Below are 23,351 nucleotides of genomic sequence, written 5' to 3'. Positions count from 1 at the left end.
AAGTTTCCAGTTTGATGTTCACCCAGAAAAAAAATTTTTTTTCTCTGGTAACTAAGTTACTTGTCAGATGCAGTCATCAAGCTCTGCGTTAATAATACTGTCCAGAATTGTTCAGGCCTTCAGTAGCACGAAATCTACCTACTATGCCCTCTGCTGACTTCTATGGATCGGTCAAAACCAATCTCTCAGTTTTCAGTTACTCCATTAACAACCCATAGACCTCCCAGGGTAAGACATTTAACTTTCTTCACGTAGATGCTGGATTTATAAAAACGTAGGCCAATTGTGGATGGAGAGCTTTATGGTCACGTGCCCACTGGCTCCACCTGCGTCACACCTCATATCCAGTTCTTGTTCATCACCCCGTGAATTTGCGTTGGGCTTCCTCCAGCCAATACCTCGCGATATTAACCTTGCCCTTTCGCTAACCTTCGGCTCCACGAATACCTGGTAAGAGGGCTTTCACCTCTCTAGTTAAATGCCATGCCTGGCACACACGCCTATATCAGGTGCGCCGTATGCGTCACCTGGATTTACTTGTTAGCTGCATATTTTAATTTGTACTCTTCAGCAAGTTTTTCGGCTTTGCTGATATCAGAGCCTAAAATTTCTTTGAGTTGGGCAAGGTTTTTTAACGCTTGACCATCTCCAGCTTCGGCAGGCATTTTGATCCATGCATAAGCTTTAACATAATCAAGTTCAACGCCATGTCCTTGAGCAAACATAAGCCCGTACTCGTTCTGTGCTTGAATAACACCACTTTCAGCTGCACTCCCATACCATTGAGCCGCTTTTTCTTGGTTCGGCTCTACACCAAAGCCTTTACGATAAAATTGACCAAGGTTGAAAATACTTTGCAAATCACCAAGTTCTGCTGCTTTTTCAGTGTACCTAAATGATGAATTTGGATCTTGCTCTACACCGTCACCCTGCATATACATAAGACCCAAATTAGCAATAGAAGGTAGATACCCTCCTTCAGCAGCTTGCTTGAAGAGCTTTACTGCAATCTCTAGGTCTTTTTCGACTCCTAACCCTTGGTAATACAAGCTTGCAGTTAAATGCTGACCAGCAGGGTCACCTTTTTCAGATTCAGCATTAAACATTACAAATGCTTCTTTGTATTTTCCTGCATGATAAAGCTCTATTCCTTCATCAAGACCCGCATATGTGTTCATTGAAATGATTAATCCTACTACTGAAATTATCTTCTTCATTTACTCGTACTTTTAGGTGTGGGAGTAGCTAACGCCCGCAGTTGCGGCTGGTTTGGAGCGCAGCGAAAAGCCAGTCCGACAACCTGCGCTTGTTAAATGTTTTTCTTCATGTACTGCTTAAGGTCGTCAATGCTATCGGCGATCTTATCAGCATACTGTGATTCCATACCGATGGATGGAATTGTAAATACTTCGCCTTTTGCATTTACTGCCAATATTTCGTTGCTTCCGCTGTCCCCGAAGCCAGTGAATTCTGGAGCATATTCTGAGAATTGATACTCTTTATTGAACTGATCAATTTCTTCAGGCTTCCAGATAATGTACCAAAGCGGATCAATCTCAAGTTCGCCTTCTACGTAACCTTCATTGATTAATTCTTTAACTTTTTGCTTGATATCCATGATGACATTTAACGCCGCTAGCAAGGGCAGCCGAAGCAACGCGTAGGCTGTCCAGCCCAGCCCCGAAGGGGGTGGGCGAGCTTGCCTAGCCTGGTTATGGCTGGCGCGCTCGGGACCGACTACTAGCACTTTGCCAGCCATAGTTTGGCTGGCCGCTGCCCAATATTTACGAGGGAAGAATACCGCACTTTCCCTAACCAATTCCTATCTTACTGGCAATCCGCGAAATTGCAGCGGACTGCCTCTTTTTACAACACCCGAGCGAACACTCTTGGAGCGAAACTTCCTGAATAGCAATCAGTAAAATTGCTCAATACCAGATGCTATTTAGTGGCACGAAACCTTCAGTTACCACGAAAAATCAATAAAACCGACCGCCACAATAACGTTGCCAACAAGGGCGGCCGAAGCGTAGCGTAGGCCGTCCAGCCCAGCTCATAGCTGGGCGAGCTTGCTTGGCCTGGTTATGTGCTGCTGTGTCATCCATGGCTTCCAGACTTCAACATAGATTCAAATAAAATTATTAAAAAAGCGCCACTTATAACTGGTAAAATTATTCCGGAGATAAGAAAAATAACAGCCAATGAGTGACTACCCATCTTATAGCGTCTATAACCCTCCATGAACGGATACAAGAAGAATCCTATTAGCACGCTATACAAGATGAACTCCGGGACCTTCAGTAAAGCTCCGCCCCCTAACCTTTCTAGGCCCAGGAGATAGATTATTGGATAAAGCAAACCGGCCATGACAAAAACAACTATTAGGTAAAGCCATTTACTCAAAGTTCATATCTCTTCGTTGAAGCACATAACGCCAAGTTCAGCAGCAGTTTGTGGAGCGGAGCAAATGTATTATAGCGTAGCGACAACACATTTGAGCAGTGGAACAAACTGTCCGTCTGCAACGCCTTGTATGGTTGTTCTTGCCTGATTCTGATGTTGAAAATCCTTTTCGTTAACGGGTAAATTGAGACCCACCTTCGGCGGCCACCGAAGGCCTTGTTTGTCACAGTTCGTTGCTGCGCCGGTTTATAAAGACCGTTAACAAGTAGGAACGTGACAGACACTCACTAGGCATAACTCGGATAGTCATGTGGGCCTCGAGCCCGAATAGCAAGGCGGAGATAGCTTATCTTATGGAACCTCAAGAGATCAATGTCGGTATCGATACCAGCAGTAAACAACTCGATATTTATGTGAGACCTACTGGCCAATTCTTTAGTGTTGCCAATGATAAAAATGGCATTAAGGATGCCATTAAACAATTACAACCTCTTAAACCCCAAAGAGTACTAATAGAGTCTACAGGAAGACTCGAATTAGAGTTTGTTTGCGCCGCCGACAAAGCAGGATTACCTATTGTTGTTTGCAATCCTTCTCAGATAAGAAGCTTCGCTAAATCCGCAGGGCGTCTCGCCAAAACCGACAAGCTAGATGCAATGGATATTGCACATTTCGGTGAGGCCATGAAGCCAAGGCTATCGACGCTAAAACCAGAAAAACTTAGGGAGATCAGTGACTTACTGGCGGTAAGAAGTCAGTGTTTAGAGATGAGCACAATGCAAAAGAATCGGCTTCAGAGAATGCCAAAATCAGTACACAAACCTATACGGACCATTCTAAATACCATCAAGAAAGAGCTACAAGGTATCGACAAGCAACTAGATAAACTGGTTAACAGTGTGTCTGAGTGGCAGCAAAGGCGCGACCTATTGTTGAACCCTAAAGGAGTCGGAAATGTATTGGCTTATAAGCTGATGAGTGAACTTCCTGAGCTCGGAGAATTGAACCGTAAAGAAATCGCTGCACTTGTAGGTGTCGCCCCAATTAACCGTGCTAGCGTCAGCTTCCAGGGAAAGAGATATATTCGGGGCGGAAGGCATTGTGTACGCACGGTTCTGTTTGTTTCCATCAGGCCAGCCATACAGCATCATCCCAAACTAAAGCCGATGTATAAGCGATTAGTCGATGCTGGCAAATTTAAAGGGTCGCTCTAATTGCCAGCATGAGAAAGCAGATTACGATCCTGAATACGATGGTGAAAAATAACACCTACAGAGATGAAAGTATGGCTTAATAACTTGATGGGCAACCATAGTCACTTGTTAGGCGGCTGCTCCCATAACTCGGTTCAATAATTTTCTTTCTGTGCAATTTCCCACACTTTCAGAAACTCTTCTTCCGTTAATTCTACAAGATCAAACTCTTTCTCAAGACGAGGTATATCTCCCTCAGGAAACTCCGGTTGATCAGTAAAAAAGTATACCTCATTATTTTCGGTGTCAGGTGTCGCCCAAAAATGGCATCCATCGATAACGTAAATTTGCCTCACGATTAGCTGGTCTACAACTTCACAAAGGAATGCACCTTCCTCACCTTCCATGCCCTCAGCATACGATTTATAAAATCTTCGATTCATGGTTTTATTTAACCCTCATCGCCTAACGCCCAGCGCAGGCGCAGCCAGCGCGGAGCGCATTTTGTGTTAATGTTTGAGCGCCAGCGAGTAACACAAAATGTGCGTAGCGTTGGCCGTCGCTCTGCCGCTGTTTGTTATGCATTTTCCCATGCAAAAGCCGGGAGCTATCTCGTGCATTAGTGGTCTTTTTTTAGAACTGACAACTTTTCTTCAAGCTGAATATTTTTTAGCGTTAAATACTCTAGAGTGTTCCATATTCTTTTGAGCTTTCGCCCATCAATTATCGCTCCTTCTTGAGATCTATTGTAAATATTAACCATATTATTGTAGATACTGGTTACATCGGAAGACGAGATACCCTCTTCCACATTAAATTTACAAAGAAATTCTTTAAATCTATCATCGTTACGAAAAATATTGAAGGATCTATTGATTTCTTCAAGGTATACCCTTTCAGCCTCATTACTCATCCGCTAAATACTCTATGCATAACGTTGCCAACAGGGGCGGCCGGAGCGTTTGCGTGCGAAGCGCGCCGCGTAGGCTGTCCAGCCTAGCCCCACAGGGGCTGGGCGAGCCTGCTTGGCCTAGTTATGGGGCCCCATTGTATAATAAGTAACCCTGAATTATCCCATAAAATAACACGCCCACCACAACACTACTTGGGACATAGTAACGAGCGTTATTTACCGGTAAAGCCGCAGTCAATAATGCTGAACAAACTGCTGAAACCACAGCAACACCAAACCAATTTCCCTTTAACCCTGGTGAAACTGCCCAAAGTACATATGCCATGGGAATCAAGCTTGAGACAAAAAGACAAACCATGAATTTCCACAGATATACACTTAATTTTTGGTCTTTGTGAATTTGGCTCAATTTCTAGCCCTATAAACGCCCAGCGCAGGCGCAGCCAGCGCGGAGCGCATTTTGTGTTAATGTTTGAGCGCCAGCGAGTACACAAAAGGTGCGTAGCGTTGGCTGTCGCTCTGCCGCTGATTGTTATGTGTGGCGCTACGCACAGCGCGCTTTAAGATACTTGGCCAGAGCGCCAATGGGAACCAAAATAGCTGACCATAGAACGGAAAATGCGAGAATAACGACTACGCTAGAGCCAGCTCCACCTTCGAGCTCTACATTCAGTAAAAATGCCGTAATTAAAGCCAGTATGAAACAAGCGATTGTCATTTTGTACGGCGGGAGCTTATAAGCATCAGGCAACCACAAATATGCACACAGCCAAATTACTAGGCTAGGAGATAGTGCTACGCAAAGTAGAAGCAGCATGATCAAAATGAATAGAAAACCTTCCATACTCTACTTTTGCCCTTACTTACACATAACGCCCCGCAGCACAGGCCGGAGGTGCGAAGCACCGGAGGTCCAGCACACGAAGTGTGCGATTGTGCCTGCGTTTGTTAAGTGACTCACATACAGTTACTAAATACGCCACCATACCTCATCACCAGATATACATAGCATTACGTCTTTAAATACACGTTTATCCGACATACGCACCAATTGCAGTTTTAAATTATCAATTGCAACAAAGGTATCTTCTGATTCTTCAGAATCGAATTCTTCGGTTTCTATAAATTTCTGAGCTTTTTCAAAGAGATTACGGTATTCATCAAAAGGCGGAGTTGGAACCAACACACCTATGAACCAAGGCTGATCAAGGTCTATTTGTGTTAAGTCGGCCAACTTTTGGTCTTCTTTGTATAGTTCCCAGATATTCATTTTTCACTTAACGCCTACAGCAGAGGCAAACCGGAGCGAAGCATAGGGTTGTCCTGCTGGCTGTACTTGTTAGGCCATATTTGTAAGTTGCGTTCAGTCTGTTCGCATGCATTCTTGCTTCCACGGAGAATAAACGACTTCACTGAAATCAGCGAAGCCACCGTACGTTTCCATTTCGTATCTTGGCTTACTAAAGTCTATGTCTAAGACATGCACAGGATGCCACACAGTATCTATTTTCTCGTAATCACCATTCAGCCAAGAAACGACAATGCGCAATCCGTCCCCGGAATTCCAAATTGGCTGCAAAACTGAGCCTGACGGCATAAACCATTCGGGGCCGGATATTTTCTTGTAAATAACTGATTGGTTGTCTGCCGAAAAGGTAAAAGTGAATATTGTTCTGTCTTGTTTGAAAGCTTCGCCTTCTTTAACGGTGTACCGCTCACATTGCAGTGTTTTGTCTGCAAAGACATTTGTTGCTACAAGCAGTAATACAGTCATGATAAGAGTTCTCATTGCTTGTTCCTTTTGGGCCTAACGCCGTGATATGAGGCCGGAGGTGCGAAGCACCGAGGTCCGGTGGAGGCCCGTAGGGGCGGAACGAACATCATCACCTTGTTAGGCGAACAATCTATCTTAGCTACCATAGTTTTCTCTACACTTGCTGCAGTAAAGAACCTCTTTTGTCTTTACACTTTCAACCCAGCAAGGCCCATAAGCCACAACATTAGCATAAGGATATTTTTCATTAGCAGTTCGCTGCTCCGCTTCTGTAGGAGATTTTCTTGTACCATAAATGATTTCAACATCATCTAGCTCAAACTCAACTTGATGTAAATGGCAGTATTGAAACAGCGACCATATTTCTGGGTATGTTTTTTGGCCTAGATCATACTCGCTAGCAAATTTTTCCCATTCAATCTCTTGTTTGAATTTAAGGCGATCATTTTCTTTGCTTGAGCAACAAATAGTGGACAGAAAGCTCACATACCTTTCTGTGCCAATGAACTCTTCAAACTTTTTTCTTATGTCGCTAATTTCCATCAGGGACTCGATTCTCTTGGACGCCTAACGCCGCAAACAGCGGCAGACTTGTTGTTGATTGTTTTGTGCAATAATGGCGAAGCCATGCACAAAACGAGTAACGGCAAGGCTGTCCAAGGAGCGCAGCTACTGATGCTGCTTTGCCTTGTTAGGTATTTTCCACCTCTATTTGCCATACAAATTCGTGATCTGTACCTTTCTTTAGAACTTCGATAAATGTGGTTACTCTCGCTCTCCTGCCAACTTGATAGTGCTTCATGTTTCTTCTTCGATTCACTACGCAGGTGTATGAATAAGTACCACCGTTATCCAGCTTTAGTGTGAAGCCTTCAGCCTCATTATGCATTCCTGTAAAGTGAATATCGTCAATGACCCCTTCATAAATCTTGCTAGGTACTTTGCCAGTATAAATATTGTCCCACCATTCGGGAGAACCATATAAACCATAAACACCTTTCAGTCCCAGGTGAGGCTTACTACTATCGAGAGACAGTTTCTGTGCCTTTTCAACTCGTGAAGGATCATCTACATGCTCAATTTCTAGTGAGAATATTTTCTTCATGGCTACTTCTGCCTAACGCAAAGCACAACGGCGCGAGCTTGCGAGCGTCCGGCAGCCGAAGGCTGCGAATTGCTGCGCCTTGTTAGGTGATTGTTTAATTAGCTGGCACATCTGATGAGATTACCTTTGTAATTTTGCCATTACCTACCAAGTGGCCACCCTCCTGAATGCGCCATGTAAGACCTGGGACAAGATCTATTACATAACCTTCCGGCATTATGAAATGAATCTCAACTGCCTTTGATTCTCCCGGGCTTATCCACTCATCATTATCTACGGTAATTTGGCCCATTCTCATTTCATTATTATCTGGCCCACCGAAATTATGATTAGGTCGGTAGCCAGATGTAATACCTTTTTTGCGACCAGATTCACTGCCCGGCAACAATGAAACTATCGCTTCGACTTTTATTGAATACCATTTATCATCGTCCGACATTGTGCGCACCTAACGCCTCAATCAGCCGACGCTTTAGCGGTCGACTGAATTGACTTGTTAGTGTGCTTAATTCCAAGCCCCACCCAAAACTCTGGAGGGTACTGAAGTTCAGGCTTTCCGACCCACCCATTAGTAACGGATAAAGTATAACCGCCTTTAACTCTGCCATACTTTACCGACTGCAAAGCAATTTGATCCCAGTCTCCAATGAACTGGATATCGCTTAATGTTTCTGGATACGAACCAGTACGTATATTATGAAGCTCGATTAAAGAAATCGCTGTTTTAAAGTGTTGATCTCCAAATTTTTGGTTTGCTTCTTTTTGGATTTCACAACCCGTAAACATGACTATACAAAAAGCTATTATTAATCTATTCATTTTAAAACCATAATTAACATTCTGTGCTGCACACTAACGTCGCAATCAGGCGCGGCTTACTTTGTGTGCTTTTTGCACGAAAATGAGAGTATAGCGACTGTGCAAAAAGTGCATAAAGTAAGACGTCGGCTGCATTGCCTAGTTAGGCCGGCAGTCTATATGCGAAGTGTATGCGCCTCGATTACTTTGCGAATAGCCTCTCCGTCATTTAGCACAGTTTTATAAATCCATTTGTAAAAATACTCGGAGTTCTTAGAGATGATCTCTGTTGCTCTTTTATCTCCTATATTTTGACGCAACCCATCATACTCTAAGTAGCATACTATCAAGTGCAAATAGGTAGAGTACTCATCTCTTGCTCCGTCTGGACGCTTTTTAGGAACATTTGGATATATTTTCTTCAAGTCTTCAATGGCCGCATTTACTTGTGTTTTGTTTTTTTCTTCAAACCAGTGAATTTGCTCATGCAAAAAGCTAGCAAGAAAGGATTCATCACTTCCGATGCGCTTAACATTGAAAGTTAAAACGGGATGACTTGAAGGGCGAATTGCGTTTTCATCAATTACAACTCGGCTGGTAAAAATCCATTTCTCCAGATCATACGTGTCTAAAATTCTCTCTACCTGCGCCTTCCTTAGCCCCTCTCTTTCTGTTGCATTTTTGAGTAAAATATCAATGTCTTCGCTACTTGCTTCAGCATTTCCATAAAACAAAGAAAGCAAGATATAAATGACCTTCTTCACCTCAATATCTCCTTATGTGGCCTAACGCCCTAATCAGCCGCGCCGCCGTTTGGCGTCGGTTGAATTTGCTTGTTAGGTGCTGATTTCTGAGGTTTCACAGTTGAACCTGAGACAACCATGCCACAGTCAATTCTTTCTTGTGGTGTTGGCAGCTTATTACACTCCAATAGTTTCGGGTAAGCTACTTCGAAGCTCCCAGGAACATGTAACCCTTGAAGTTGTCTGTGACAAGACTCAGCAGTAAAAGCTGAGTATGATCTCACCTCCAAATCTTCAAATGTATAAATTTCATCTGCTATCCGATGCATATTTTGGGCTAAGTGTTTTTGTTTCGAAAAAGGCATCACAATTAAAGTTGTGAGATCTGGAAGAGGCGCTAGTAATTGTTCTTTAGTCATACCTTTTTCTTTGTGAATAAGTGCTGAAGTCGCAATCTTGTAGAGTTGATTACATAATGGGGTTAAATCGTATTCATTTTTATTTTCCTCAGACCAAACAGTTTCACTGAATGCCAGTAATAAAAGTGTTGCAATAAACCTCATAAGGCACCTAACGAAAATAGATATGCGGAACCGTTAAGAAAGTTGGCAGTGCCTTTGTGCAAGCAAAGGGAATGACAACTTTTAGGTTTCCGCATAATCGGGTTGTTATTTGTTGCTCGTGGCACTGTGTACAAATCCACTACAAATATCTTTCTTTTATTGTCTACCACGATTCGGAGAGAGAAACTAGCAGCACTAGGTTCGCGGCCTTGCTTCGAAGCGGCTGCGCCGTCCGCATTAACTTCGTTATGCGAGCGTCGCTGAAGCTTCGAAGCTTACATGAAGGTCGAACCGTTGGCTATGGGCTTTCCCGCCAATACTGTTTTTTTATACAGCAACCTAATAATTACCTGCTATTCTTTATTGAACCCCCGCAAAACTGGAGCGAGCGACCAATAACAGTTAATTCAAAAGAAGCGTCTTTATATCACCCTTCTATATAATTCTACTCACTTCTTTCAAGATAACCTCAAAAACCCAATAATATCAAAAAGTTAAGAGCTTTGACATAATTCTCAACAGGTAGATATAAAGCAGGCGCTATATATCCACCTGCTTTTTCTGCTCTTTATAACATTATCAACCCTATAAAAATCAAAGAGATAGATCGTCACTTCCAGAAATAGGAGAAGCTTCTCTTGAATTCTGATATATAGAGCAAGCCTCAACTGTCTTAACCGCCTTTATTTCCGGGTAACTAACCGTGCGCTTAGTCTCAAATAGCTCTATCGCTCTTACCTGGCTTACGCTGCTCAATGACAGGCTCCGTCACCTATTCATCACCTGCTATCTTGCTTTAGGCAGCAAAGCTGAAGCTGGGGGAGGAAGTGGTTATGTCTGCCATGTGCCGTTTAGCCCTTTTGGCAGTAGTTTTTGTAGATCTGATGGGTCAGGGATTGCTGTTCCCGATCATCAATGAATTGGTTATGTCGACAAAATTCCAGTTCCTACCTACTGATACGCCACAATCAACTCGGCACTTGTACTATGGAGTTGTGATCAGCAGCTTCTTTCTGGCGTGGTTTGTTGGGTCCGTATATATCGCCAAACTGTCTGACAATATTGGACGCAAAACTGCCATGGTGCTGTGTTTGGTGGGGGCCATGGCCGGATACGCTATCACTGTCCTCTCTTTGCTAAGCAATAGCCTTTGGCTTCTTATTCTCGGACGAGTGATCAGCGGCTTTACTGCGGGAAACCAACCTATTGCTCAAGCAGCAATGATTGACGCCAGCCAAAGTGAGCTGGAAGCCTCCAAGAACCTAGGGTTATTGGTAGCCGGAATGAGTGCTGGGGCTGTAGCTGGACCGATTATGGCAGGAGTCCTGGCAGACAGGGAGCTATTGGGGAGCATAGCCAGTATCCAACTACCCTTTTACTTTGCTCTGGTACTTGTCGCTATTACTTTGTTTTTGATCCTGACCTTTTATCACGATACCCGGCAAGCCCCGATGCAGCTTAGGCTTCGCTTTCTGGATCTATTTACTCAGTTTATACATCTGAAGGACCGTCCTCGGGTTGTCCGACTTTGCCCTGCCTATCTCTGTTTCATGCTGGTGCATCTCAGCTTTTATATATTTATCACAAACTATTTAAGCAGTAGATTCCAGGCAGGCCTGCTAATAACCAGTATGGCCATGCTGACTATGGGTATTGCGGTGGCAATTTCCAGCCTCTTTATGGTCAAGCCTGTTTTGTCCCGCTGGACTAAACCCCTGGTAGTTACAGTTTCCGCCTTAGTGATGGGCGCGAGCGCGTTAGTCTTCGTATTCAGCAGCCATATTTGGCTATGTTATCTCAGTGTGTTCTTCGCGTACCTTTGCTTTGGGCTCGCTTACCCCGCCCTCTTGAATATATTTGCCAATAGTGTCGATGAAACGGAACAGGGTTGGGTGATGGGAATAGCTACTGCGGGCTTCACGCTGGTAGCAAGCTTGATTTCGCTCGCGGGGGGCATGGCAATGGAAGTTGATATCCGCTTACCGTTTTACATTACAGCAGCTGCATCGATATTAGTATTTGTTTTAATCCGCTGGAGCTGGCGCAAACTCCCTGGCGTAGCATAGTGAAAAATCAGGCAAATAAGTAACCGACCTACTCTGCCAGTGGCACCAGACATGGGCCCATCAGGGTAAGCTGAAAGGCCCAAAACTTTAAACCTCGCCCCTCATTAGTTAATGAATCGCCCGCTCTCTAGCTAATCCACAGTCTACAGGGTTATTTACCTCCACACTTAAATCTAGAATACGGGCGATCCACCATATAAATGGCTCAACCTGACCGCTTAAGGTGCAGCTACCTGTACAAATATCATCAAGTAGCGACTGAACATCGTGAAGCCGCAAGGCCGTGACAGACCTCTGATTTCTTAGCGTTACTGAGCAAAAAGGAACGTCGTTGACCGAGAGATCACTCAAGGTTACTTTGCCGCCATCAATTAAAATCCTCACCGGCTCAAACTGTTCAGCAACACTCACAGACAAGCACAAGTTGGGCACAGGGCTGGATAGTCGATTGATATATTCCTGTAGGAAGTTAGAAAAGGTATTTGCCCACTCACCAATTTCAGCAAGGGCTTGCCCCAAATCCATAGCCTCCTCTTTTGTTTCCTGGGATTGGGCATCAACCTCTTTTTCAGCCTCAATAAGAGCTTCCACGGTCCTATCAACATCCTCCCTGGTGTGAGCTGCCGAGCAGATCAACCTCAGGCGACCGCGGCCACTCTCAACTATCGGGTAAGTGACGGCCGAGGTTTGAATACCGCGCTGATAAAGCGCTTGGACTATCCCGTATAGTTTTTCTTTATCCTTAAAATGGGGCGTGATAATAGGCCCATCACCTGTTCCCAAATCGTATCCGGCCTGCTCGAATTTCCGACGCATATAGCGGGTCGTATCCCACAATCGATCACGCAGTCCATCGTCAGATTTAATCCGACGCAAGGCAGTCAATGCGGCAGCAATATCTGCAGGACTGATAGAAGCCTGAAAGATATATGCCCTGGCTGAGGACCTCAGCAAGTCGACATACTCCTTACTCGCAGCAACCACACCCCCAAGGCTACCGAGCGACTTACTGAGTGTTGTCATAATAAAGTCAACTTGATCAGTAATACCTTGAGCCGCACAAATACCGGCACCACGCTCACCATAAAAACCGAATGAGTGTGCCTCATCAACTAAGGTCAAAGCGTTGTATTTCTTTGCTCCACGCACGATTTCAGCTACTGGCGCAGCACCTTCCCCCATACTGTAAACGCCCTCGAGAACCACTAGTGTTGTTCGGTAGGGAGATGCTTCAGATTCCAATACCGACTCCAGATCAGAGGCATTATTGTGTTGGAAAGTTCTGATTTTGGCACCACTGAGACGGGCCCCATCAACAATTGAGGCATGGCAAAGCTGGTCTATAACCACAACATCATCTTTACCTAATATTCCTGCCACCACCCCGACATTGGCCGTATAACCCGTTGGAAACAAGCAGGCTCCAGACTTGCCTACCAAATCAGCAAACTCCGTTTCAAACTGGAGGTGAAGGTCCGTCAGGCCCGATGCCGCCGCTGAAGTGCCCATTCCTGTTCCGAAAAGCTGTACAGCGGATGAAGCCTGTTCGATAACTTCTTTATCTCTATTCAAGCCAAGGTAGAGATTGGTCGTCCAAATAATCGCTTCCTGGGTATCATCGTTATAAACATCTGTAACAGTACCGTGCGTCCCACTACCTGTACGTAAAACTTTACTGTAAGGATTCCTCTTCTGATTGTTTGCCATGGCTATCACCGCCTGCACCAACTTACTTTTGTCAGAAGCAGACCAGGATGACGCCTTTGCGGCCTGAAAAGTTGGATGGCTCAACTGGAGCTGGGACTGGAAGTTAGCCAGCGCATCAATTTCAGATTTGGCAACCTCATTAGCTGATTCACTACTGATCCTACCTTCCGTCAAATCAAGCATATAGCCAGCCAAAAGCTTCGGCGTGGGATAATCGAAGATTGTTTGCGCAGATAGGGGGTGTCCAATGCAATGACTCAACCGGCTGGCCAATTCTAATGTTGTCAGCGAATCCAGGCCCTGCTTGTCGAAGGCTATCTCTGGGAGCACAACCTCCGGATCTGGGTGGTTCATGATGGAAGCCATCTCACCGCGGATAATTGAAGTAAAAATTGCCTCGCTATCTACTGATAAACCAGCGAAGTGCTCGCCCATTCCGCTGCTTCGATTAATATCATCGCTTGCAGCCAAACTGCTTTCAGTTGGAACGACAAGCTCCGCTTCAAGGAGGGCTAATCGTTTACGATCCAGCTTATTATTGGGTAGCAAGGGTAACTCTTGCAGATGCTTGACAAACTGAGGGACCATATATTTTGGAAGGCGCTGTTCAAGAAACTCTTTTACTGCTACTTCGGTAATTGTCTTTTCGCTAGCAACAATATAGGCCACCAGGATCTTCTGCCCCGCCCCGCCATCAATAACGGTAGTAGCGGCAGCATCAACGCCTGGTATAGACTCAATTGCCGATTCTATTTCTTCAAGTTCAATACGATAGCCCCTAATCTTCACCTGGCAATCGGCGCGCCCCAAGTATTCTATTTCTCCATTTGCTGTCCATCGGCACAGGTCTCCCGTTTTATACAAGCGCTGATCGGGAATTCGGGAGTTGGAGGCAGGCTGTATAAAACGCTCCTCGGTCAGGTGCTCATCATTTAAATAGCCCCGAGCTAGCTTATCACCAGACAAATACAACTCCCCCTCCTCGCCGGGAGCAACTGGCTGTAATCTCTCATCCAAAATATATGCGCGTGAACTTGAAACCGCCCTTCCAATCGTAATTTGGTCGCTATCGGGGCTAACCTCTGTATAAGTTGAGTAAACCGTGTCCTCTGTGGGGCCATAAACATTAACTATCCGCAGTTGTTCAGCCCCCGCATATATTTGCTCGACCAGGGATTGCTTAAGTACTTCACCCCCAAAAATTAGGCAACGCACTCCCTGAGGCAGCTTGTCTATCGAAAGTAAAGCCTGAACCGCAGATGGAACGGTGATACAAGTTCGCACTTGCTCTCGAAAGGGAAGTTTTGGCAACTCCAAAATATTTTTTGACAAAATAATTCGGCCGCCCAGTGAAAGAGTCCCGATAATTTCCATCACCGAGGGGTCAAAGCAAACTGAGGTCGAAGCCAAAACGCCTCCTAGCTCTCCATCGCTCAACAGCTCACTCATAGACTTACTGAGAGCGATAAGGCTTCGGTGTTCGATAGCAACCCCTTTCGGGCTTCCAGTAGAGCCGGATGTGTAGATTACATAGGCTAAATCACTCGTCCGTGGTCTGGTATGTCCCGATAGCAACTCCGGTGCCTGCTCTCGTAACTCATCGATCCATAACAGCTCTTTCACGCCAAGGCACAAGTTTGCATTGTCGTCGCAATCGACGATTGCTGCGGCAGCTCTGGAGTGGTCAAGCATATATCGCACCCGCTCTAGCGGATAAGTTGGATCTAATGGGACATAGGCACAACCTGCGCGCATTACGCCGAGTAGGGCCGCGACCAGCTCCCAGGACCGACTCATACAGACACCAACCAAGGAACCGGGCTCAACCCCACGATTTACCAACTCAGCCGCAATCCCATCCGCTCGCTTCATCAGGCAAGCGAAATTTATTTCTGTGTTGCCATCGATAATAACGACCTGATCGGGGTTCTTTCGCTTTTGTCTTTCGATCAAATCGCAAACTGTATCTCCTGATGATACAGCGCCCATTTCTTCCATTTCAAAATCTAAGGGCTGGGCATTATGTTTATTTATTGAGCTACACACTGAACATAACCTTTTATGCTTATTAAAACCCAAAAAATAACTTTCAATACACTTCTCTGTCTTTCAAATTTGGTCCAAATTTTCTGTTATTTGAATTACTTGAAATTTATTTACCATATTGAAAGTATGCCGGAAAATAATTTCATAACATTAAACTGGAGCAGTATTTCAGCTACCGCAGTTCCTGGCCACAAAGAAAATTAAATGAAGGTGGTATTCATGGAGACAGAAACGTAATTTGGAAACTGGTAGTTAAATATCAGTTATAAAATTAAATCTCAGAGGGAAAAAGCCGGTAAAAAGATACCGGCTACCATTGAATTTATTTCTGTGCGATCACACCGCTACGACCAAAGCGAGCGATGATATTTTTCAATCTTGCAAACAACTGGGGAATATCTTTACCCATCATTAAATAGAGACAGGGTACCAATAACAATGAGATCGCTGTGGCAGCGAGTATTCCATAGCCCAGCGAGATCGCCATTGGAATCATAAAGCGCGCTTGCACCGAGCTTTCAAAGATCATCGGCATTAAGCCGCAGAAAGTTGTTATGGTGGTCAATACGATCGGGCGAAAACGCCGTGTTGCCGCTCCCTTAATAGCGCTTTCCAAATCAGCACCATCATTTCGGAGACGATTGCTGTACTCAATCATTACCAGAGTATCGTTAATCACAACTCCCGCCAGTGCCACCATACCCAGCAGACTCACCATACTGAGTCCATACCCCATGCCCAAGTGACCAAGTAACGCACCGATCACACCAAAGGGTATCGCCACCATTACGATCAACGGCTGTACGTAACTCTTTAAGGGAATTGCCAATAACAAGTACAGCACCGCCATCGCAAGGGCAAAGGTCATCGCCAGGCTTGCCAATCCCTCTCGCTCCTCCGCTTGGCGTCCCTCATAGGAAACACTTAGGCCGGGGAATTCCGCTTTCAATTGGGGGACCACACTTTCATTCAACTCATTAATCACAAGCGTCGCTTGGTCACTGGGCTCCACATTGGCGGTAATTGTTGTAACCCTGCGGCCTGCCCGGCGATTAATCGTGGCATAGGCGCGCCCTTTATCAATTTTTACCAGATCTGGCAGGGGCATCCAAAGTCCATTGCTGGCCCGTATCATAATGCTATTCACATCATTGATATTGGCCCGCTCATCCTCAGGCAAACGTACCATGACCTTCACCTGATCCCGGCCGCGCTGTTGGCGCAGGGCCTCAGCCCCGTACAACGCTGCCCGCAACTGCCGACCAATATCCTCCGCAGACATGCCCAAACTTTTGGCCGTTTCAGTCAGCGTAAGGTCCAACTGGGTTTTACCGAGGGAAATACCGGGATCGATATCACTGACATTCGGGAATTTCTCCAACTCATCCCCTAAACGTATCGCAGCTTGCTCCAAGGTATCCGTGTCGGTATGGCGAAGCTCCACGGTTAACGAGGAGCCAGCACCGGGACCGCCACGGTCAGAAGCTGTTGTCGCGCTAAGGGCACCGGCAATGGGCCCCACTTCCTGGCGCCAGGCGCGAATAAACTCACCGGTGGAAAAAGGACGCTCATCTGCGGGAACAAAGAAAGCGTCCACCATAATCGCGTCATCGCCCATCAAACCGCGAATCCCCAGGAAGACCTTTTCTTTATCGTATTGCTCGAGCACCCTATCGGCAGCAGTAATAATCTGCGAGCGCGCTTTTTCCAGCTGGGATTGGGCCGTTCCGGTAGGAAAGGTGACGGCAAAGCGACCGGAGTCACGCTCCACCCTAGGCATCAAGGTGAACCCCATACGGCCGCTAGCCGCATAGCCGCCAACCACCAGCAGCGCCGCTACCGCCACGGCAATAGTGGTATAGCGGTGCTTGATACATATATCCAGGAAGGGCCTAAAGCGCTGCTGTACAAAACGATCCAATCCCCGCGCCAGCATTTTCTGCCGCGCGGCAAAGCGGCGCGCCCGGCGACTTTTATAGCCGCGACGAGAGTGGGCCAAGTGACCGGGCAAAATAAACAGGGCTTCCACCCAGGAAATAATAAATACCGAGCCCACCACAAAGGGAATCACACCAAAGATCTTGCCCATAAAGCCGGGTAAGGCCATCAATGGAAGGAAGGCGACAATATTAGTCAGAATCGCAAATGTGAGCGGCACCGATACCTGGCGGGCACCGGCAACGGCAGCCTCCAGATTGCTGTAGCCTTTTTGTCGCCACTCGTGGATATTTTCACCGGCAATAATTGCATCATCCACCACTATTCCAAGGGCGATAATAAAGGCAAACATACTTACCATGCTGATGGAAATATCCAGCCCAGGCAGGAATAGCAATGCCCCCAGGAAGCTGGTAGGAATGCCCAGTGTTACCCAAAAAGCCAACCGCAATTCCAGAAAGGCTCCGAGCACAACAAATACTAATAAGAGCCCGATAAAACCATTCTTCAGCAGCAGGGTCAGACGCGCTTTGAAAATTTCTGAGTCGTCATCGCGAACTGTCAGGGTCACCCCCGGGGGCAGGCTTGCCCTGACCTCATCAACGACTTCATGGGCAGCCTCACTGACACTCATTGGTGTCTGGTCGCCCACTCGGTAGATCTTGATGCTGATAGCTGGCTCGCCGTTAAACACCATATTGCGCGCTTCTTCCTCAAGCGCGTCGCTGATATTGGCAACATCCTTTAAATAAACGGCACCGCCACCAGCGCCCTGGGCAATAACAATATCGCCGAACTCACGAGCCCAATCGCGGCGCTCAGTCACCCGGACCAATATCTCCCCCGCATCAGACTTAACACTGCCGCTGGGAATATCTACCGCTGCATTTTCTACGATGTTTGCCACTTCCAGCAGGGTAAGCCCATAGCGACGCAGGTCATCGCGGCGAATCTCGATCGCCACTTGCAAGTCCCGCATCCCTCGCGCTTCCAGCTGGGTAATACCACTGTGCGCTTCGAGCTTATCGTAAACCTGCATCGCCAACGCACGCAGGTTGTGCTCGGTAAGATCGCCGTGTAATACCAGATCCAGCACATCCCGTTTGCGCTCGGCCAGACTGACCTGGGGCTGCTCAATATCTGTAGGGAAAGTGGTAACAGAATCGATAGCCTGCTGAATATTCTGGTACACCAAGGCAGCATCAGCATCGCCTTCCAGCTCCAAGGTTAAAGAGGCACTACCCTCATTGGCCCTCGCGGTCATCTCTTTGATACCTACCAAGCCCTGCACCGCCTGCTCGGCAGCCACCAGTACACCGCGCTCGACTTCCTCAGGGCTGGCACCGGGATAGGAGATGGACACGCTCACAGTATCCAGGCTGAATTCCGGGAAGACTTCCTTTTTAACGATGGTCGAAAAAATCAAACCACCAATCAAGAAGACCAACATCAACAAATTGGCAGTTACGTGGTTGCGCGCCATCCAGGCGATGGCGCCCGTGCGGGTATCAACTTTATCTCTGGATCTATTCTGTTCAGTCATCTGCGCCCCCAGCGTTGGGTCCACCGGGGCCGCGTCTTGGCGGCCGTTCTGCAGAGGCAGCCGCATCTATCGGCGGACGCTGCTGGCGATTACTGTCTCCGGCAATTCGCACCGGCATACGCTCAGTAACGGTTACCAACCGGGTCGTCACTAAGGCTTCTCCACCGCTGAGTCCCTGCTCCAGGACTGCAAAGTCGCCGCTCATGTAGGCTACTTCTACCGGCAGAACCGTGGTGCGGTTCTCGCGAACCACCCACACATTGTTGCCGTCTTGCAGCGCAGTGAGGGGAATACGCACGCGCTCATCCTCACTTTGGGAAACGATCTCTACTTTCGCCAGGTCGTTGAGAAGCAGCTGCGGCTGGGACGGATCCTGTACGGAAAGCGGGTCTTCCAGCTCTACCAACACACTGGCGAGACGACCCTGCTCTTCTAGTACCGGGATAACCCGGACAAACTCACCGCGGCGGTAGACGCCCTGCGGCCACTGGCTGCCGTAAATTCGAACTTCAACATCACCGCGTCCGAGCCGGTGCAGTTGCGACGCGGGAACCTCAACGGCTATCTGGAAGCGGTCGGCACTAGCAAGGCTGTAGAGAGTATCGCCCGGAGAGACGCGATCACCGACGTCGGCATCACGCTCAACTACCAGGGCATCAAATGGGGCGCGAATCTCGGTAAGCCGAAGATCGCGTTTAGCCAAGGCCACATTTGCCTCTGCGGATTTTACTGCCGCCTCTGCTGCTGCTCTCTGAGGCTCGCGCAACACCAGAGCCTTATCCGTTCCAGACAGGGCTGTGCCGAGAAGCTCGTATTCCTCTTGAGCAACTTGCTGTTGTCCTTGCTCCTGCTGCAATTCAGCACGGCGTTCGGCGAGGGCACTCTGCGCAGTCATCAGGGCCAACTGGTAGGGCTCCTGGTCAATACGCAACAGCACCTGCCCTTTTGGCATTACGGCTCCGGGGCCCAGATCATAGTCGAGCCATTGCACCTGCCCCTGTACCTGGGGCTCCAACTCCGCTAACTCACGGGCACTCACTTTACCCAGCGCGCTCAGGGTTACAGGAAAACGACCCTGCTCAGCAACGGCTACATCGACTGTCGGCGGTGGCGATTTGCGCTCACCGCGACTGACCGACGGTTTTTCCCGCATCATCCAGTTGAAGGCCAAGAATGCCAACACCACCAAAATTATGGGGATCAGCAGGCGCCAATTGAGTTTCTGCAACATCAGTTATTTCCCTCCAGGTACAACTCCAAATCCACTGGCTCGGGGGCTGGGAGATCCGCCTGGGGGATCCCGCCGGAAAGCGCGCGGTAAAGTACTACTCGGTTTTCAATCAGTTCGCGCTCGGCAGACAAGATTTGTCGCGCCAAACTCTGTTGTTCACTCGTCGCGGTCAACACATTGAGGAAGTCGATGGTCCCCCGCGCATAGGCGCGGCTTTGGCGCAGAACCAAAAGGTCTGCGAGACGCTCACGCTCACGTAGATGGTTGAGTCTCTGCTCGATCAGGCTCTCCCGAATCAAGGCCTGCTCTACTTCAGACAAGGCTTCATTAACTGCACTGCGGTAGAGCGCCCAGCGCTCCTGCAGAGCGGCATCCTGTTGCTCCTGGGCGGATGCCAGGGCGCCACCATCAAAAATCACCCCCTCAATAGAGGCTGCGATGGCCAAAAGCCAGTTTTCAGTCACGTCACTAATTAAACTGGTGCCATTGCTGGCTACTGCAGACAAACTAAATACGGGCAGTCGATCGGCCCAGGCCTCATCGGCTAAGTGATAGCCCTGTAAAAGGTCTCGCTGCGCCTCAACGACATCCGGGCGGCGCAATAACAATTGCGATGGCACGCCGGTCTCTGGCAGGGCTGGTAATGCCGGCAACCCGGCCTGTTCGTGAATAATGCTGCTAAGTTCCTCGACATTGATACCCAAGAGCACCGCTAACTGTACTTTTAGAGTTTCGGCATCCGCTTCCGCCTCATCCAGTTCCTGCTGTGACTGCTGGACCAACTGCTGTTGCTGCAAAACATCGGCTGCACCTGAGACGCCGCGACCAAAGCGCAGTTCCAGAACCTTCAGGCTTTTGCGATTGATCTCCAGCTGTTGTTGCAGCAAATCCCGCTGCCCCCACTGCTCCCGCAACTCCAACCAGGTAGCTGCCACCTCGCTCGCCAGGGTCAGGGCTGCCGTCTGTAAATTCTGTTCCTGGGCCAGGTAAGCCGCCTCTGCTGCACTGGCACCGGCACGGACCCGCCCCCAAAGGTCCACTTCATAGCTGGCGGCGATACGGGTACTCCAACTATTGCCCTCCGCAGAGGGATCGGTGAACTCGCCGGAAGAGTAGCGCTGCTCAGTATTTTCAATACTGGCGGTCAGTCTTGGCCAAAGGCCCGATCGCGCTCCCCGCGCAGTGGCTGCGGCCTGCTCCAATCGCCAATAGGTAGCCTGAATATCCGGATTATCTTTCAGTGCCAGCTGTACCAAATTGTCCAACTGCGGATCTTCCAAATCTCGCCACCAGCGCAAACTCGGTGCGACAGTGCCCGATGCACGAAAAGATTCTGGTAACCCCAAATTTTCATCGGGTTGAATGGTTTCAATTGGCTGCGAACTACAGCTGACAAGCAGCGGAACACAAATTGCCAAAATACGGTAAAAGGACAAGGAATATCACCGAAATTAAACGTTTAATCGTAAAAAATAGAGATTTATTGCGTGCATTATCCGCCCCCCAAAATCGCTCGCAATGCGTTTTACTCTTGTTTACAAAGCATGCGTAAAATCAGGCAAAAAATTGCTGCCCGCAGGAGTGCCGAAAACCGACTACTTCGGTATGATGCGGCACACTAAACTGAATAGTCATCGGGGTTTGACGCGGAGCTTATCCAAAAAGTCTCCCCTCTGTACAAAGGTGCTCGGCCTTCTTCAGCCGGCCCCCTTGGACGCTCCGGTGGAATTAATAACGGAAGTAGAAGAGACAAACCATGAGTAAACATCAGCCACTCGCCCATTGGGACGATATTTTGCTGCTGGACCAACAGCTGACCGACGAAGAGCGCATGGTGCGCGACACGGCACGTGAGTACTGCCAAAGCAAACTGATGCCCAGAGTTCTCGAGGGTAACCGCCACGAAATCTTCGATCGTGAAATCATGAACGAGATGGGTGAATTGGGCCTGCTCGGTTCCACCATCGAAGGCTACGGCTGTGCCGGTCTCAACTACGTTTCCTACGGCCTGGTGGCGCGCGAAGTTGAACGCGTTGACTCCGGCTACCGCTCCGCCATGAGCGTTCAGTCCAGCCTGGTTATGCACCCGATTTACGCTTACGGCAGCGAAGAACAGAAGCAGAAGTACCTGCCCAAGCTGGCTTCCGGCGAATGGGTTGGCTGTTTCGGCCTGACCGAGCCCGATGCGGGTTCCGATCCCGGCGGCATGAAAACCCGCGCCAAGAAAGTCGATGGCGGCTACCGCATCAGCGGCTCCAAGATGTGGATCACCAACAGCCCAATCGCCGACGTTTTCGTTGTTTGGGCGAAAGATGACGACGATATTATTCGCGGCTTCGTGCTGGACAAAGGTATGGAAGGCCTCTCCGCACCGAAGATCGAAGGCAAGTTCTCACTGCGCGCCTCCATTACCGGTGAGATCGTGATGGACAATGTGTTCGTTCCGGAAGAAAACAAATTCCCGGAAATTGGCGGACTGCGCGGCCCCTTCGGCTGCCTGAACCGCGCTCGCTACGGTATCTCCTGGGGCGCCATGGGTGCCGGCGAGTTCTGCTGGCACGCCGCTCGCCAGTACGGCCTGGACCGCACCCAGTTCAACCGCCCTCTGGCTCAAACCCAGCTGTTCCAGAAGAAACTGGCTGACATGCAGACCGAAATTACCCTGGGCCTGCAAGCTTCCCTGCGCGTTGGTCGTATCATGGATGAGAACAAGCAGTTCGACCCCACCATGATCTCCTTGGTTAAGCGCAACAACTGTGGTAAGGCACTGGATATCGCGCGTATTGCTCGCGATATGCACGGCGGCAACGGCATCTCCGACGAATTCCACGTAATTCGCCACGTGATGAACCTGGAAGCTGTAAATACCTACGAAGGTACCCACGACGTACACGCCTTGATCCTCGGCCGCGCCCAGACCGGCCTGCAAGCATTCGTGTAAAACACGTCTAGTTCGATGCTCACGGTAGTTGCCGTGGGCATCGCCCTTATCCCATCACTTCTTATCTCCTTACTTCTACCTCGCCTCCCAGGTTGGTAGCACAAAACCATTAAACTAAAGTTCGGAATAGTCACGCAAAAAGGCGGCGTATAGACTGTGGAGCAGTATTAAATTATCACCCACTCTAAGCAAAGTACTACACCGAAAAAAACGTTTGGATTTAAAGTAAAGATAATTTGAGAGCAGGCCAAAACTCACTGTGACCATTTACGCACCATCGAACCGCGAAATAAGTAAAGACAGCCCTCAGCAATTATTAAACTCTCAATAATGGTATTAAAAGGAAGTTTTGGGAAGCGCGGAAAGCCCAAACAGAGAGCCCAACAA

Annotated in this window: 18 protein-coding genes and 1 pseudogene; 3 read left to right on the top strand and 16 right to left on the bottom strand. The window is 48.0% G+C overall.

Annotation, left to right across the window (positions count from 1 at the left end; all coding sequences use genetic code 11):
* Positions 1 to 533 precede the first annotated feature (533 nt).
* On the bottom strand, positions 534 to 1,217 hold the full coding sequence (locus ACJJI6_RS03950) for a tetratricopeptide repeat protein (RefSeq protein WP_445356288.1): 684 nt from the start codon (positions 1,215 to 1,217) through the stop codon (positions 534 to 536).
* 92 nt (positions 1,218 to 1,309) lie between these two features.
* Positions 1,310 to 1,819, bottom strand: a complete 510-nt coding sequence (locus ACJJI6_RS03945; RefSeq protein ID WP_475712540.1) for a hypothetical protein — start codon at positions 1,817 to 1,819, stop codon at positions 1,310 to 1,312.
* Between the two features lie 937 nt (positions 1,820 to 2,756).
* Between ACJJI6_RS03945 and ACJJI6_RS03940 the strand changes: the two are divergent.
* A pseudogene (locus ACJJI6_RS03940) lies at positions 2,757 to 3,697 on the top strand (IS110 family RNA-guided transposase).
* 54 nt (positions 3,698 to 3,751) lie between these two features.
* Here the strand turns inward: ACJJI6_RS03940 and ACJJI6_RS03935 are convergent.
* The 10 genes from ACJJI6_RS03935 to ACJJI6_RS03890 all read right to left on the bottom strand — a co-directional run bounded on the left by ACJJI6_RS03935 (position 3,752) and on the right by ACJJI6_RS03890 (position 9,492).
* Positions 3,752 to 4,039 carry a hypothetical protein gene (locus ACJJI6_RS03935; protein WP_444911324.1) on the bottom strand — a complete coding sequence of 96 codons (288 nt, stop codon included), beginning with the start codon at positions 4,037 to 4,039 and terminating at the stop codon, positions 3,752 to 3,754.
* Between the two features lie 176 nt (positions 4,040 to 4,215).
* Complete coding sequence (locus ACJJI6_RS03930) at positions 4,216 to 4,509, bottom strand: hypothetical protein (RefSeq protein WP_444917897.1); 294 nt, start codon at positions 4,507 to 4,509, stop codon at positions 4,216 to 4,218.
* A 970-nt stretch (positions 4,510 to 5,479) separates the two neighbouring features.
* Positions 5,480 to 5,779 (bottom strand): hypothetical protein, encoded by a 300-nt coding sequence (locus ACJJI6_RS03925; RefSeq protein ID WP_444926028.1) that lies wholly within the window; start codon positions 5,777 to 5,779, stop codon positions 5,480 to 5,482.
* Between the two features lie 93 nt (positions 5,780 to 5,872).
* Positions 5,873 to 6,298 carry a hypothetical protein gene (locus ACJJI6_RS03920; protein ID WP_444923456.1) on the bottom strand — a complete coding sequence of 142 codons (426 nt, stop codon included), beginning with the start codon at positions 6,296 to 6,298 and terminating at the stop codon, positions 5,873 to 5,875.
* 120 nt (positions 6,299 to 6,418) lie between these two features.
* Positions 6,419 to 6,826, bottom strand: a complete 408-nt coding sequence (locus tag ACJJI6_RS03915; RefSeq protein WP_445356285.1) for a hypothetical protein — start codon at positions 6,824 to 6,826, stop codon at positions 6,419 to 6,421.
* A 148-nt stretch (positions 6,827 to 6,974) separates the two neighbouring features.
* Positions 6,975 to 7,388, bottom strand: a complete 414-nt coding sequence (locus tag ACJJI6_RS03910; protein ID WP_475712539.1) for an immunity protein RhsI2 family protein — start codon at positions 7,386 to 7,388, stop codon at positions 6,975 to 6,977.
* A gap of 94 nt (positions 7,389 to 7,482) precedes the next feature.
* Positions 7,483 to 7,827, bottom strand: a complete 345-nt coding sequence (locus tag ACJJI6_RS03905) for a hypothetical protein (RefSeq protein ID WP_475712538.1) — start codon at positions 7,825 to 7,827, stop codon at positions 7,483 to 7,485.
* Between the two features lie 17 nt (positions 7,828 to 7,844).
* On the bottom strand, positions 7,845 to 8,207 hold the full coding sequence (locus ACJJI6_RS03900) for a hypothetical protein (RefSeq protein ID WP_475712537.1): 363 nt from the start codon (positions 8,205 to 8,207) through the stop codon (positions 7,845 to 7,847).
* Positions 8,208 to 8,362: 155 nt separating this feature from the next.
* Positions 8,363 to 8,950: a hypothetical protein gene (locus ACJJI6_RS03895; RefSeq protein WP_475712536.1), complete on the bottom strand. Its 588-nt coding sequence runs from the start codon at positions 8,948 to 8,950 to the stop codon at positions 8,363 to 8,365.
* A 29-nt stretch (positions 8,951 to 8,979) separates the two neighbouring features.
* Entirely contained in the window at positions 8,980 to 9,492 is a 513-nt protein-coding gene (locus ACJJI6_RS03890; protein ID WP_475712535.1) for a hypothetical protein, read from the bottom strand.
* 833 nt (positions 9,493 to 10,325) lie between these two features.
* Between ACJJI6_RS03890 and ACJJI6_RS03885 the strand changes: the two genes are divergently transcribed.
* Positions 10,326 to 11,558: an MFS transporter gene (locus ACJJI6_RS03885; RefSeq protein WP_444933446.1), complete on the top strand. Its 1,233-nt coding sequence runs from the start codon at positions 10,326 to 10,328 to the stop codon at positions 11,556 to 11,558.
* 108 nt (positions 11,559 to 11,666) lie between these two features.
* Here ACJJI6_RS03885 and ACJJI6_RS03880 read toward each other — a convergent pair whose 3' ends face one another.
* The 4 genes from ACJJI6_RS03880 to ACJJI6_RS03865 all read right to left on the bottom strand — a co-directional run bounded on the left by ACJJI6_RS03880 (position 11,667) and on the right by ACJJI6_RS03865 (position 21,459).
* On the bottom strand, positions 11,667 to 15,218 hold the full coding sequence (locus ACJJI6_RS03880; RefSeq protein WP_475712534.1) for an amino acid adenylation domain-containing protein: 3,552 nt from the start codon (positions 15,216 to 15,218) through the stop codon (positions 11,667 to 11,669).
* Between the two features lie 415 nt (positions 15,219 to 15,633).
* On the bottom strand, positions 15,634 to 18,792 hold the full coding sequence (locus ACJJI6_RS03875; protein WP_475712533.1) for an efflux RND transporter permease subunit: 3,159 nt from the start codon (positions 18,790 to 18,792) through the stop codon (positions 15,634 to 15,636).
* On the bottom strand, positions 18,785 to 20,023 hold the full coding sequence (locus tag ACJJI6_RS03870; RefSeq protein WP_475712532.1) for an efflux RND transporter periplasmic adaptor subunit: 1,239 nt from the start codon (positions 20,021 to 20,023) through the stop codon (positions 18,785 to 18,787). Before ACJJI6_RS03870 ends, ACJJI6_RS03875 begins: the two co-directional genes overlap by 8 nt.
* Entirely contained in the window at positions 20,023 to 21,459 is a 1,437-nt protein-coding gene (locus tag ACJJI6_RS03865) for an efflux transporter outer membrane subunit (RefSeq protein WP_475712531.1), read from the bottom strand. Before ACJJI6_RS03865 ends, ACJJI6_RS03870 begins: the two co-directional genes overlap by 1 nt.
* 320 nt (positions 21,460 to 21,779) lie before the next feature.
* Here ACJJI6_RS03865 and ACJJI6_RS03860 point away from each other — a divergent pair, with 320 nt between their 5' ends.
* On the top strand, positions 21,780 to 22,964 hold the full coding sequence (locus ACJJI6_RS03860) for an acyl-CoA dehydrogenase (RefSeq protein WP_282932536.1): 1,185 nt from the start codon (positions 21,780 to 21,782) through the stop codon (positions 22,962 to 22,964).
* Positions 22,965 to 23,351: the final 387 nt, after the last annotated feature.

Source organism: Microbulbifer maximicatervae (SeqCode), assembly GCF_056232625.1.
Note: the sequence above shows the minus strand (reverse complement) of the source record. Positions and strands in the feature narration are given on the sequence as shown.

Excerpts from the sequence above, each read along its gene's own strand:
- ACJJI6_RS03870 (WP_475712532.1), bottom strand. The coding sequence starts at position 20,023 with ATGTTGCAGAAACTCAATTGGCGCCTGCTGATCCCCATAATTTTGGTG.
- ACJJI6_RS03920 (WP_444923456.1), bottom strand. The coding sequence starts at position 6,298 with ATGAGAACTCTTATCATGACTGTATTACTGCTTGTAGCAACAAATGTC.
- ACJJI6_RS03885 (WP_444933446.1), top strand. The coding sequence starts at position 10,326 with ATGTCTGCCATGTGCCGTTTAGCCCTTTTGGCAGTAGTTTTTGTAGAT.
- ACJJI6_RS03860 (WP_282932536.1), top strand. The coding sequence starts at position 21,780 with ATGAGTAAACATCAGCCACTCGCCCATTGGGACGATATTTTGCTGCTG.
- ACJJI6_RS03950 (WP_445356288.1), bottom strand. The coding sequence starts at position 1,217 with ATGAAGAAGATAATTTCAGTAGTAGGATTAATCATTTCAATGAACACA.
- ACJJI6_RS03905 (WP_475712538.1), bottom strand. The coding sequence starts at position 7,827 with ATGTCGGACGATGATAAATGGTATTCAATAAAAGTCGAAGCGATAGTT.
- ACJJI6_RS03935 (WP_444911324.1), bottom strand. The coding sequence starts at position 4,039 with ATGAATCGAAGATTTTATAAATCGTATGCTGAGGGCATGGAAGGTGAG.
- ACJJI6_RS03930 (WP_444917897.1), bottom strand. The coding sequence starts at position 4,509 with ATGAGTAATGAGGCTGAAAGGGTATACCTTGAAGAAATCAATAGATCC.
- ACJJI6_RS03925 (WP_444926028.1), bottom strand. The coding sequence starts at position 5,779 with ATGAATATCTGGGAACTATACAAAGAAGACCAAAAGTTGGCCGACTTA.
- ACJJI6_RS03910 (WP_475712539.1), bottom strand. The coding sequence starts at position 7,388 with ATGAAGAAAATATTCTCACTAGAAATTGAGCATGTAGATGATCCTTCA.
- ACJJI6_RS03875 (WP_475712533.1), bottom strand. The coding sequence starts at position 18,792 with ATGACTGAACAGAATAGATCCAGAGATAAAGTTGATACCCGCACGGGC.
- ACJJI6_RS03915 (WP_445356285.1), bottom strand. The coding sequence starts at position 6,826 with ATGGAAATTAGCGACATAAGAAAAAAGTTTGAAGAGTTCATTGGCACA.
- ACJJI6_RS03890 (WP_475712535.1), bottom strand. The coding sequence starts at position 9,492 with ATGAGGTTTATTGCAACACTTTTATTACTGGCATTCAGTGAAACTGTT.
- ACJJI6_RS03900 (WP_475712537.1), bottom strand. The coding sequence starts at position 8,207 with ATGAATAGATTAATAATAGCTTTTTGTATAGTCATGTTTACGGGTTGT.